Genomic DNA, 12,192 nt, shown 5'->3' with positions numbered 1-12,192 from the left:
GAGGCACCATAGCGCCAAGTCCCCCTCTCGCGGCTTCGACGGCAACGTTCCACGGGACAAGGCGGTTACGGCAGCGACGGGTTGGAGCGATTTTCAATGGGTTCGAGGTGAGAAGATCTTTGTCCGTCGATCCCGGACAAAGGTGGCGCTTTTCCCCTCCCATCGTGTGAATTCAGTCTTGGCTGTCCATTCCCTTACAAGGGTGAGCCTCTTCTCCACCGATGATCGATCTCGATGTACGCACTTTTCATCTATGCAGATTTTTCACGGCACTTTGACTTTTCAAATCCGCGTGATTGTCACTGAAAAAGCGAAATCAGCGGTGCGCATATTGCCCGAAGCTCGCAAAATTAACTTTTGGTTAGAAATATGTCGAGAAAATAAGTTTCCGAAACACGTGATGCTTGGAACTGTCTGCCGTGGCGATCTTCCAATCCGAGCAGGATTCCATTCTGGCCGCCGTCGATCGCGCCCAAGGTCGCATCGAATTCACGATGGACGGCACCATCACGCACTCGAACGCCAACTTCCTCGGGCTCGTTGGCTACACCCTCGATGAGGTGCGCGGTCGCTCGCACGCGATGTTCATGCCGCCGGAACAGCGCGAAAGCCCGGAATACAAGGACTTCTGGAATGCGCTTCGCCGCGGCGAATTTCAGGCCCGCGAGTTTCGCCGGATCGCCAAGGACGGCCGATCGATCTGGATCCAAGCCTCCTACAATCCGATCCTCGACCGGCGCGGACGTCCCTACAAAGTGGTGAAGTTCGCCACCGACGTCACCGCCCAGACCGAGCGCAACGCGGGTTACGAGGGGCAGATTGCCGCGATCAACCGGTCCCAGGCCGTGATCCATTTCAGCCTCGACGGCACGATCACGGATGCCAACGAGAACTTCCTCAACGCGATGGGGTATCGGCTGGACGAGATCCGCGGCCGCCATCACAGCCTGTTCGTCGATCCCGAGGAGGCCAAGGGCGCCGCCTATGCCGGCTTCTGGAAGTCGCTCGCGAACGGCACCTATCAGTCCGGCGAGTTTCAGCGCTTCGCCAAGGGCGGGCGGACGGTCTGGATCTACGGCAGCTACAATCCGGTCCTCGACCGAGAGGGGCGGCCCTGCGCGGTGGTAAAATTCGCCAGCGACGTGACCCAGGCGGTCGCAGACCGCCTGCGGCGCGCCAACGGACAACGCGCCATCGAGACCGATCTCGGCACCATCACCGGTGCGATGTCGAATGTCAGCCGCCAGGCCAGCGAGACGGCGGCCGCCGTCGCCGTCACCTCCGACAATGTCCAGTCCGTCGCCGCGGGGGCCGAGGAGTTCGCGGCCTCGATCTCGGAGTTGAGCCGCCACGCCTCGCAGGCGAAGACGGCCGCCGATGCGGCCGTGACCCGCGCCGAGGAGGCGGGTGGCATCGTCAGTGGCCTGACCGCCACGGCCGAGCGCATCGGAGAGGTCGTCTCCGTGATCCGCTCGATCGCCGACCAGACGAACCTGCTGGCACTGAACGCCACCATCGAGGCGGCCCGCGCCGGTGCGGCCGGCCGCGGCTTCGCCGTGGTCGCCACCGAGGTGAAGGCGCTGGCCAGCCAGTCCTCGCGTGCCACTGAGGATATCGGCCAGCAGATCGCCGCCGTGCAGGATTCCTCGGCCCGGGCCGTCGAGGCGATCCGCGCCATCGTCTCAACCATCACGGAACTCAGCGAGATCTCGATGAGCGTGTCTTCGGCCGTCACCGAGCAGGCGGCCGTCACGCAGGAGATCGCGACCAACATGCAGACCGCCGCGCGCAGCGTGGACGCTGTCCGCCGCAACGCCGACGGCATCGCCTATGCGGCGGGCGAAGTCGATCTGTCCGTGCAGAAGGTGACCGCCTCCGCCCGCGCGCTCGCCTGATCTCAGGCGGGCGGTCTCAAGCGGCCGGCGCGGCCTCGGCGAAGGGCCAGCGGGCGCGGGCCGGCACGGTGAGGTCGTCGACGAGGCCGAGGCGCAGGCGCTCAAGCCCGGCCCAGGCGATCATCGCCCCGTTGTCGCCGCACAGCGGAAGCGGCGGGGCGACGAAGCTCAGCCCGACCTCCCCCGCCTGCGCCGCGAGAGCCCGGCGGATCGCCCCGTTGGCGGCCACGCCGCCCGCGGCGACCAGAGCCGTCGGATGCCCGGCGACGCCCGCGAAGGCGCGGAGCGCCACGCGGACACGGTCCACCACCACGTCCACCACCGCCGCCTGGAAGCTGGCGCAGAGATCCGCCACGTCCTGCGAGGCGAGCGGTTCGAGCCGCTCGGCCTCGATGCGCAGCGCGGTCTTGAGGCCCGAGAGCGAGAAATCCGCCTGCCGCCGTCCCAGCATCGGCCGCGGCAGCGCGAAGCGCTCGGGATTCCCGCTCTGAGCCTGCCGCTCCACCTCGGGGCCGCCGGGATAGCCGAGGCCTAAGAGCTTGGCGACCTTGTCGAAGGCCTCGCCGATCGCATCGTCGATGGTGGTGCCGAGCCGGACGTAGTCGCCCACCCCCTTCACCGCGACGAGCTGCGTGTGCCCGCCGGAGGCCAGCAGCAGCAGGTAGGGAAAGGCGAGCCCGTCGGTGAGCCGCGGCGTCAGCGCGTGCGCCTCCAGATGGTTGACCGCCAGAAGCGGCTTGCGCGCGACGAGGGAGAGGGTCTTGGCCGTGACGAGGCCAATCAGCACGCCGCCGATCAGGCCGGGTCCAGCGGCGACCGCGATCCCGTCGATCTCCTTCAGGGTCGTCCCCGCCCGCTGGAGCGCCCGGGCGATCAGGCGATCGAGCACCTCGACATGGGCGCGGGCGGCGATCTCGGGCACCACGCCGCCATAGGCCGCGTGCTCGGCGATCTGGCTCAGCACCTCGTTGGAGAGGATCTGTCCGCGCTCGCCCTCACCGAGCGTCACGACGGCGGCGGCGGTCTCGTCGCAGGTGGTCTCGATGCCAAGGATCTTCATGAGGGTCACGCTGACGTCCACGCACCGTTGCGCGCCGGGGGCCGGCCCGCCTACTCCATGTCTCGCGAGAGCCGGGTCCGGCCGCCCGCGAAGACGCATCTGCGAAGACACGTCTACGACGAAACCGCCGACGGATACAGGTGAGGCTCGCCGCCGACGGACGCTGTGGATGGCGTGAGCGAACGGCGTGAGAGGAGACGAACGCATGCGGATCTGGGTGTCGCGGCCCGAGCCGGGCGCGGGACGCACAGCGCGGCGGCTGGCCGAACTCGGCCACGCGACGCTCGTGGCGCCCGTCCTTCGGATCGGGCCGGGCGGCGAACCACCGCCCGCCGGCCGGTTCGATGGGCTGATCCTCACGAGCGCCAACGCCGCCGCGCCGCTCGCCGGGGCGGGCTTTCCCGCCGCGCCGGTCTTCGCCGTCGGCCGCCGCACCGCCGAGTGGGCCGAGCGAATGGGTCTGCGATCCGTGCTCTGTGCCGACGGGGACGCCGCCGACCTCGCCCGGCTGGTCGCGGCACATGTCAGGCCGGACGGCGCCCTCCTCCACGCCGCGGGCGAGGACCGAAAGCCGGAACCGGCTGCGAGCCTGACGGCCGAGGGCTACCGCGTCACGACCTGGACCGCCTACGCCGCCCTGGCCGAGGCGACCCTCCCCGGATCGGCGGCGCAGGCGCTCGCGGGCCGAGACGACGCCCTGCCGGTCACGGCGGCCCTGCATTTCTCACGAAGGAGCGCTGAAATCGCCGAGCGGCTCTGCCGAGAGGCGGGTCTGAGCGGAGCGTTTCGGGCGCTGGCGCATTACTGCCTGTCCCCGGACGTGGCCGCGGGACTGGTCGAGCTCGGCATTGCGGCCCATTTTGTGGCGGCGCGCCCGAGCGAGGAGGCTCTCCTGGCTGGTCTCGCGACTTCGGACTGACCGCCCTCGTCGCCCCCTGCGGGCCGATGCGGACGGCAGACCGTAACGAAGCGTCGGAGAAGGAGCCCGGAAGCGGCTCCAATGGATGACGGCGCGGTTTCGCTCTTCTATGGGAGCAAACTGCGCCGGTGCGGCGGCTGAATGGAGCGAACGCCCGTGACTTCACCCAAGGACGGCCCCAGGGACGGTTCCAAGTCTCTCGAGCAAGGCAAGGCTTCCGAGCAAGGCAAGGAGCCGGCCAAGGATTCTACGAGGGATGCGTCACGGCCCGCCGATCCCAAGGTGACGGACAAGCCGGCCGAACCTTCAGCGATTGCCGCCACTGCGAAGCCCGACTCGACCAAGACGGGGTTGACTGCCTCGGAACCGGCCAAGCCCGGACCGACCGGCAGCAGCGCGCTGTCCGGCAGCGGGCCGACGGGCGCCTCGGGCCGTCCGCAGGACGCCAAGGCTGACACACCGGCCAAGCCGGGGCCGACGGGCAGCAGCGCCATCCCTTCCCCCGGTTCGGCCGGTGCCGCAGGATCGACCGCGTCGGGCAAACCCGCCGAGCCGGGAAAGACGTCCACCGGCTCCGCATCACCGGCCGCCCCCAACCCCCCGGGCTCGAACCCGATGGGGGGCAGCGCGCCGTTGAAGCCGGGTCCGACCGGAAGCTCCGCCGTGCCGCCGACCGCGGCCGCGACCAAGCCCGCCGATGCGAAACCGGAGGCGCCCGCCAAAGCCGGCGCCACTGGCAGCAGCGCCATGAAGCCGGAGGTCCCGCCGTCCGGGAGCGCCAAGCCGCAAGACCCGAAGCTGCAAGACTCGAAGCCGCAGGACACCAAGCCTGACGCGAAGCCCGGAACGGCGCCGGGTGCCACCCGGGTGACGGAAACGGCCTCGCTGACGGAAGGTCCGATCCTCGACTTGAAGGCCAAGCGCCTCTCCGACCCGGCGGACGCAGCGAAACCGGGTTCAAAGCCCGACGCCGCCAAGGAGGGGCCGGGTGCCTCCACGTCGCCGAAATCGCCGTCCGGTGAGGCCCCCAAGGCCGAGGCGTCCAGGGCGACGGCGCCGTCCGCGCCGGCTCGCAGCGGTCCCGGCTTCGGTTCGGTCGCCGCCTCGGGGCTGCTCGGCGGCCTGATCGGCGCCGGCCTGCTCTACGGAGTCACTACCTACCAGCGCGGAGCCGATCCGAGGCTGACCAACCTCGACCAGACCGTCGCGGGTCTTGCCACCAAGGATGCGGTGTCAGGCCTCGATAAGCGGCTTGCCGCCAACGAACAGGCCCTGAAGCCCCTGCCCGACGCGATCGCCCGGGCCGAGGCGGCGGCCAAGGCCGCGACGGAACGCGCCAACGAGGCGCTGCAGCGAGCGGGCGCTGCGCCCGCCGCCGACGGCTCGGCTCCGGCTCCGGCCCCGGCGATCCCCGCGGATCTGACGGCGCGTCTCGATGCCCTCGATCAGCGGGTCTCGGCGCTGCAGGAGGAGCCCGGCCGCGACGGCAATGCGGAGCTGAAGGCGGCGCCGACATCGGATCCGACAGCGCTCGCGGCCCTCGACGACCGGATCAAGGCGTTGGAAGCGAACGGCTCCAAGACCGCGTCGTCCGACCTCACGGACAAGATCGCGGCGCTCCAGGGCGAGGTCGCGTCCCGCGCCAAGGCCGACGAGGCGGCCGAGGCCGCCCTCGGCAAGCGCGTGGACGAGGTGCAGAAGGCGCTGGAGGGCCGCCTCGCTGCGGCGAGCCAGGCCGCGCAGGAGGCGACCCAGGCGGGCAAGCAGGCCGCCGACGCCGCCCGGACCCGTGCCGAGGAGGCTGTGCAGAGCCTGGAGCGCAAGCTTCAGGACAAGCTGCAGGAGCAGTCGGACCGGATCGCCAGCCTCGACAAGGCGGTTGATCAGAGCGCCAAGCAGACCACCGTACAGTCGGCCCTGCGCATCGTCGCGGCCGACCGGATCGCCTCGGCGCTGGAGGCGGGCCAGCCCTACCCGGACGCGCTGGCCAGCCTGCGCAACCTCGAACCGGCAGATTCCAAGCGCCTCGACGCGCTCGGTCCCTTCGCCGACAAGGGTGCGCCGACCGCGGCCAGCCTCGCGGCGGAGTTCCGCCGGATCTCGGAGAAGATCGCCGACGCCAAGCGCGCGGCCCAGGCGAAGGCTGTGGCCGAGACCGGCAATGTCGGTGACCGGCTGATGAGCATGGCAAGCTCCCTCGTGCAGGTGAAGCGCGTCGAGGGATCGGCCTCGGGCGCTGCGTCGTCGAGCGCGGGCACCGAGACCTCCACCGGACAGGTTCAGGCGGCCCTCGACCGTGGGGACCTCGCCGAAGCGGCCAAGGCCTATGCCGCGCTTCCCGAGGAAGCGCGGGCCCAGGGCGGTGATTTCGGCGCCCGGCTCGCGGCGCGGGCCGAGGCAGGCCGCGCCGCGCAAGGGCTGCTGGCCGACGCCTTCACCGGCCTGCCTCCCGCGCGCTGACGGTCGGGGCCACTCTCGATGACCATGAACCAGCCGCGCCCTGCGCGGCGTTCCCCCCTTCCACTCTGCCCGGGCCGCGTGCGCCCGCTCCCCGTGCTCCCAAGGAGGCCCTGACCCATGTGGCGCGCCCTCGTCTTCCTGGCCCTCCTGGCCGTCGCCGCCTACGGCGCGGTGTGGATCGCCGACCATCCAGGCACCGTGACCGTCGTCTGGAACGGCTACGAGGTCGGTATGAGCCTCGCCATCGCGCTCACCGGCGTGCTGGTGGCGGCCATCGTCATCGGCCTGATCTGGGCGATCGTGACCGGCGTGATCGGCCTGCCCGCCAGCATCAGCCGCTCGACCCGCGAGCGTCGCCGCAACAAGGGCCTCGCCTCGCTCTCGCGGGGCATGATCGCCGTCGGCTCCGGTGACCCGCTCGCCGCCCGCCGCCATGCCGGCGACGCCGAGCGGCTGCTCGGCAGCCAGCCTCTGACACTCCTACTCAAGGCCCAGGCGGCGCAGATCTCCGGCGACCGGGACGCGGCCGAGCAGGCGTTCAAGCGCATGGCGGACGATCCCGAGACCCGTGTGCTCGGCCTGCGCGGCCTGTTCGTGGAAGCCCGCCGTCGCGAGGACGAGGGTGCCGCCCGCGCCTACGCCGCCGAGGCCGCCCGGCTCGCCCCGAGCGTCACCTGGGCGAACGAGGCGGTTCTGGAGGCGCAATGCGCCGACGGCGAGTGGTCCGCCGCGACGGAGACCGTGGAGCGCCGCGCCGCGCTCGGCCTGATGGACAAGCACGCCGCGCGCCGTCAGCGGGCGGTCCTGCTCACCGCGGCCGCCCAGCGCCACGAGGCCGGCGAGCCCGACACCGCGATCGAGCAGGCGCTGAAGGCGGTCAAGCTGGCCCCCGACCTCGTGCCCGCGGCTGTCATCGCCGGCCGTCTGCTCGCTCGGCGCAACGACCTGCGCAAGGCCGCCAAGATCGTCGAGGCAGCCTGGAAGGCGACCCCGCATCCGGAACTCGGCAAGGTCTATCTCAACCTGCGCACGGGTGACTCCGCCCGCGACCGTCTGGCCCGCGCCGAGACCCTCGCCAAACTCTCGTCCTGGGATCCGGAATCGCGCCTCGTGATCGCTCAGGCCGCGACCGAGGCTAAGGATTTCGCCCGCGCCCGCGAGGCGCTGGCGCCGCTGACCGACGACAGGCCGACGGCGCGCGTCTGCCGGATGATGGCGCGGATCGAAGCCGCCGAGCACGGCGCCGAGAGCGGACGCTCCCGCGAGTGGCTCGCCCGCGCCGCCCACGCCCCGCGCGACCCGGCCTGGGTCGCCGACGGCGTCATCTCCGAGCGCTGGGCCCCCGTCTCGCCGGTCACCGGCCGCCTCGACGCCTTCGTGTGGAAGACGCCGCCCGAGATCCTGGCCGGCCCCGACGAGGATGACGCGCCGGCCCCGGCTGAACCGGCGGCTCCGGCCGAGATCCCGGTGGCGCCCGTCCCGCCCCCGGTCACCAGCGACAGCCCGGCTCCCTCGACGCCCGGCTTCCTCCAGACCGGTGCCGGCACCCCGTCGGCGCTGTCGACACCCGCGCCGGTCAACGCCCCGGCCGGCCCCTCGCCGGCTCCCCAGACGACCGCGGACCGTCCCCGCCGCATCGCCTGAAGCCTCCTGCCGCCCGGTCCAGCACCGGGCGGCGCACACGCCGTGCATTCTGTGGCATTCTCCGCCTTGCCAGACGTCGGCGCCCCGGCTACAGACCCGCCACCTGCCGCAAGTGACCACCGCCCGCGCTGAGCGCGCGTCGGTCCCCGGCCGGTTCCGGAGGGGTGGCCGAGTGGTTGAAGGCGCACGCCTGGAAAGTGTGTATACGGGAAACCGTATCGCGGGTTCGAATCCCGCTCCCTCCGCCAGATGCCTATAAACCACTGAAATCAAATCGATTTTAGCTCTCGATCTCAGCCCACGTGTTGACACTGTGTCACCGTGGCTTTTGGGAGCGAAGCCAACGGTGCGCCGCGCCGAGTATCTGCAATGTCGCCGTGGTCGCTGGTACGTCCGCCTGCGGGTACCAGCCCATCTCGTCGCCACAGTTGGTCAGCAGCACCTCGTCAGAGCCCTCGACACAATGAGCGAAGCGGTAGCTCGCGAGCGCCGCTGGATCGCGCGCTCACTGCTGTGGAAGTGGATCGGCTCGCAGACCGTTTCAAACGGCTGGCAGCCTAGAGGTGGAACAGCTTCTTGCGGTTCAGTGTGAAGCCCTCCCGCCGCGAGCTGAGATCAGCAGGCGCCGGCTGCCGAACCAGCGGCGCTCGCCGGCCAGGCTGCGCAGGCGTACCCGCACGGGCGCATCGTCACCCCGCGTCGAGGCGTAGCGGTACGTCTTCGGGGCCAACTCGATCAGCCCGCAGGCGCGACGCTGGGAATAGCCCTTCTCCTCGATGGCCCAGCTTACGGCCGTTCTCCGTGCGCCGGGCGTCAGAAGTTTTTTTCCCAAAGCCTCACGCAGCGCCGCCACGTCGAGCATCGCCTCGGCCAGGAGCTTCTTGAGCTTGCGGTTCTCCTCGTCGAGCGATTTCAGGCGACCAGCGTCCGAGACCTCCATGCCGCCGAAGCGCGAGCGCCACGTGTAGAACGTCTCGTCGCTGATGCCGTGGCAGCGGTAGATCTCAGCCACCGGCAGCCCAGCCCGCTGCTCCTTCAGGATACCGATATCTGTTGTTCGCTGAACCGGCTCTTCTTCATCGTCCGTCTCCTCAACGACGGACCCTAGCTTCAGAACGAGGGCAGGCCAGGGGGCAAGGCCAAGCGACACCCATAAGCATCACGAACTCCTCAGCGTTGTGAAGCCCGCCCAAGGCACGCAGGACGGGTCTTTCGAGACGGCTGTGACGCGGGCATTGGAGCACGTCTTCGAGCACTTGGAGCGGCTGAATTCTCACGTCTGGACGGGCGGTCCTGAGGGTGAGGATCGTCCGCTTAAGCCCGGTGAGTCTCCCACCCTCCGCTGATTGGCAGTGATTCCAATCCTCACGGTGATGCGCAGGGCCAGCCACGCCGTCTGCGTCCACGCCGAATGCTTGGTGGGGCGCTTCGGTCAGTGGTCTGAACGAAGCTGACAGCCCTGCGTTGCTCCTGCTCAACGACGAACAGGGATGGAAACGACCATGCAATCGAAGACATTGGCGCTTGCCGCCGCGCTGACGCTTACACTCTCGGGTGCCGCTGTAGCCCAGACGCCTGCCGGCGGCGGGAGCGCCGAAGGCAACATGAACAACCCGGGCAGCGTGAAGAGCAATTCCGAGAAGGCCATGGAGCGCTCGACAGGTTCAGCCACCGGCACCGCAACTGGAAACAGGATGGCCCCGGCGGCTCCAGGCGCTGCCGGCAGCACTTCCGGTGGAAGCATGGGGACGAGCGGCGGCGCGGGCACCAGCGGTGCAGGTGGCGCAGCCGGTGGTCGCTGATCGCTCCGCACTGAACTGAAATCGACACAGGCCACGCCTCGCAGGGCTGTGGCGCATGGAGGAACGCATGACGAAGATCATCACGGCGGCGCTGGCGCTTGCTCTTATAACCGGTTCCGCAATGGCGCAGGACACCGGCGGACGCGGCGGAAACCCAAGTAACTCCGGTGGCGGCAACACGAGTTCGGGTGGCGGCGGCGGCTCCGGGCGCTGATCGGCTCGATGTGAAAGGCCCCGCAGCGGTCTATCCGCTGGGGGGCGCATCTTTCCAATCGTGAGAAGCGGCCAAGTCTTTGGCGGCCACCTCGGTTCTCGCGCAAACCGATGATTAATACGGAGCCCGGCCTAGCTCGATTCCATAACGCCGGCCATCACATCTTCGTATTATTCCAGTTTATTTTGCGTCTTGGCGCGCCTTACAAGTATTGATATAAAATTGATCGCCGATTGTTATATCGCAATCAAAGACACCCTGAGATCAAGTCAACGCTCGATGATTGCAGCGAATCCTCCCGTGCAATCTCAATTGCATTGCAGATTCCACACAGCGCAAAAGTGTTTGCGATCTCACGCGCTCAGGGGACACAATGCAGCCAAAATCAGAAATGAGATCATGGCATCACGGCCGCACACAAATTAAAACGGTCGGTGATGGGGGTTCGCTATGAGCGTCAAAGAAGACGACAAGTTCTACTACATCGCAGGCGACGATAATGACTCGACCGTTGATTATACCTATTCGAAAAAGGCCATAATAGTACATGCAGCCGGCGGAAATGATGTGATCTACGGCAGCACCGTCAACGATTTCATTCATGGCGAAGCTGGCAATGACACCATCTTTGGCGGCTACGGCGACGATTATCTGAACGGCGGCGACGGCGACGATCTGATCACCAACGGTGGGCAGCAGCCGCTACGTACCGGGGCTGATCATGTGCGGGGCGGCGACGGCAACGACACCCTGTACTACCTCAACAGCCTCGATGGCGTTGCGCTTTACGGTGATGATGGCGACGACACGATCCAAGGCGGCATGGCTGCCGACATCATCTACGGCGACTCGGATGTCGCAGGTGCCAAGGACGGCAACGACTACATCCGCGGCGGCGAGGGAGCTGACCTGATCTACGGTGGCGGCGGTGCGGACACGATCCGCGGCAGCTACAACGATGGTTCGGACAAGGTGTACGGCGGGACGGGCGACGACCTGATCGTCTACACCAATGACCTCTCCGCCGTGACGCTTTACGGCGACGAGGGCAAAGACACCGTCAGCGGTGGCTTCGGAAATGACAAAATTTTCGGTGGCGCCGATAACGACACCCTCACCGGCGGCTATGGCAACGATGCCATCGATGGTGGCACGGGCGCCGACTTGCTCGACGGCGGGTTCGGAGCAGACGTCCTGACCGGTGGAGAAGGCGCAGACGTCTTCATGTTCACGACCAAGTTCGGCAATGGCAACGTCGATCGTGTCGCTGATTTCTCGACCGGCGATAAGATCTACATCGCCAAGGGGCAGGCCTCAGGTCTGAACTCGGGCCCCCTCACTGAAACGGCCTTCAAGGATCTGTCCGTCGCTGGCGTCGATGCCGACGATCGCGTCCTTTACAACAAGGCCTCAGGTGAGCTGTCCTACGATGCGGACGGATCGGGTTCCGCCGCGAACGCCGTCGTGTTCGCGGTGCTGGACAACAAGGCCAGCCTGACCTTCCAAGACTTCTTGATAGGCTAGGCGCACCGAGTTCAGGCTTTGTTCCAAGCCTACTGCGCTTTCGATGCAGTGCGCAGTGAATGAATCGTTGGCGACGGGCCTTCGGGCCCGCCGCTTACCTTGCGCTATGGATCAGCAGCCGCGCCGGCTGTCTGTCGCTCCTATATTTTCAAATCGTGCCCTCTGAGGGCACGGTCAGAAGGACCAGCCTTCAAAGTGGAGAAGCGGTTCTGCCCGTCTCCGTCGCAGCCCCACATCGATCCCGTTAGGGAGAGTTAAGCGGCGTCTTTTATCTTGTACTAAATGCTCGCAGATTTCGCAATGTCCAAGACTACGGGCGACATGCGCTCGAAGAGGCTTACACCCACCTTGACCCGGTCGTTGGGCAGGTTTGCCTCTACGACACCGGAAAAGCTTGCGAACGGCCCTTCGCGGACCAGCACGCTGTGCCCGACGCGGATGCCCGTAGGCTGAACAATCTCCGCCCAGGCTTTTGCTCGCTTCACGGCAGATGAGTGCCGCAACTCCCTCGATGCCGCCGACTACGATACCGACTTGGCCGTCGATACGTGACTGGGCACGGCTCTAGGTCGCGTGGACAGTTACCGGAGCCATAGGACGATGGCGGCGAGCGTGACGACGGCGGCGTAGTTGCGGGCGGTCTTCTCGTAGCGAGTGGCGACGCGGCGGAACTG

The 12,192-nt window shown here is 67.9% G+C and carries 9 protein-coding genes, 1 tRNA gene and 2 pseudogenes; 9 read left to right on the top strand and 3 right to left on the bottom strand.

Annotated elements, in window-relative coordinates; translation table 11 throughout:
- The first annotated feature begins 419 nt into the window (after positions 1-419).
- On the top strand, positions 420-1,895 hold the full coding sequence (locus MFF24_RS22200) for a methyl-accepting chemotaxis protein (protein WP_238227854.1): 1,476 nt from the start codon (positions 420-422) through the stop codon (positions 1,893-1,895).
- Between the two features lie 16 nt (positions 1,896-1,911).
- On the opposite strand, the gene tsaD is transcribed toward MFF24_RS22200, so the two are convergent.
- Complete coding sequence (gene tsaD / locus MFF24_RS22195; RefSeq protein WP_133090611.1) at positions 1,912-2,955, bottom strand: tRNA (adenosine(37)-N6)-threonylcarbamoyltransferase complex transferase subunit TsaD; 1,044 nt, start codon at positions 2,953-2,955, stop codon at positions 1,912-1,914.
- 205 nt (positions 2,956-3,160) lie between these two features.
- Between tsaD and MFF24_RS22190 the strand changes: the two genes are divergently transcribed.
- The 5 genes from MFF24_RS22190 (at position 3,161) to MFF24_RS29080 (ending at position 8,570) form a co-directional block, all read left to right on the top strand.
- Positions 3,161-3,874, top strand: coding sequence for a uroporphyrinogen-III synthase (locus MFF24_RS22190; protein WP_238227843.1), 714 nt, complete (start codon positions 3,161-3,163; stop codon positions 3,872-3,874).
- A 141-nt stretch (positions 3,875-4,015) separates the two neighbouring features.
- Complete coding sequence (locus tag MFF24_RS22185; RefSeq protein WP_238227841.1) at positions 4,016-6,334, top strand: COG4223 family protein; 2,319 nt, start codon at positions 4,016-4,018, stop codon at positions 6,332-6,334.
- 117 nt (positions 6,335-6,451) lie between these two features.
- Positions 6,452-7,978 carry a heme biosynthesis protein HemY gene (locus MFF24_RS22180; protein ID WP_238227840.1) on the top strand — a complete coding sequence of 509 codons (1,527 nt, stop codon included), beginning with the start codon at positions 6,452-6,454 and terminating at the stop codon, positions 7,976-7,978.
- 158 nt (positions 7,979-8,136) lie between these two features.
- Positions 8,137-8,226 (top strand) — tRNA-Ser (locus MFF24_RS22175).
- A gap of 65 nt (positions 8,227-8,291) precedes the next feature.
- The gene (locus MFF24_RS29080) at positions 8,292-8,570 is read left to right on the top strand and encodes a DUF6538 domain-containing protein (RefSeq protein WP_373322737.1); all 279 of its coding nucleotides are present in this window, start codon (positions 8,292-8,294) and stop codon (positions 8,568-8,570) included.
- Here MFF24_RS29080 and MFF24_RS22170 read toward each other — a convergent pair.
- A pseudogene (locus tag MFF24_RS22170) lies at positions 8,539-9,058 on the bottom strand (transposase); the annotation flags it as partial. The gene MFF24_RS29080 and the pseudogene MFF24_RS22170 sit on opposite strands and share 32 nt — an antisense overlap.
- Positions 9,059-9,480: 422 nt before the next feature.
- Here MFF24_RS22170 and MFF24_RS22165 point away from each other — a divergent pair.
- The 3 genes from MFF24_RS22165 to MFF24_RS22155 all read left to right on the top strand — a co-directional run bounded on the left by MFF24_RS22165 (position 9,481) and on the right by MFF24_RS22155 (position 11,518).
- Positions 9,481-9,780: a hypothetical protein gene (locus tag MFF24_RS22165; RefSeq protein ID WP_238227941.1), complete on the top strand. Its 300-nt coding sequence runs from the start codon at positions 9,481-9,483 to the stop codon at positions 9,778-9,780.
- Positions 9,781-9,847: 67 nt separating this feature from the next.
- Complete coding sequence (locus tag MFF24_RS22160; RefSeq protein WP_166058449.1) at positions 9,848-9,994, top strand: hypothetical protein; 147 nt, start codon at positions 9,848-9,850, stop codon at positions 9,992-9,994.
- Positions 9,995-10,444: 450 nt separating this feature from the next.
- The gene (locus MFF24_RS22155; RefSeq protein ID WP_238227827.1) at positions 10,445-11,518 is read left to right on the top strand and encodes a calcium-binding protein; all 1,074 of its coding nucleotides are present in this window, start codon (positions 10,445-10,447) and stop codon (positions 11,516-11,518) included.
- Positions 11,519-12,099: 581 nt separating this feature from the next.
- On the opposite strand, the pseudogene MFF24_RS22150 reads toward MFF24_RS22155, so the two are convergent.
- Positions 12,100-12,192, bottom strand: a pseudogene (locus tag MFF24_RS22150) (IS5/IS1182 family transposase); the annotation flags it as partial.

The sequence above is a fragment of the Methylorubrum aminovorans genome, assembly GCF_022179725.1.
Taxonomy (GTDB): Bacteria; Pseudomonadota; Alphaproteobacteria; order Rhizobiales; family Beijerinckiaceae; genus Methylobacterium; species Methylobacterium aminovorans.
Note: the sequence above shows the minus strand (reverse complement) of the source record. Positions and strands in the feature narration are given on the sequence as shown.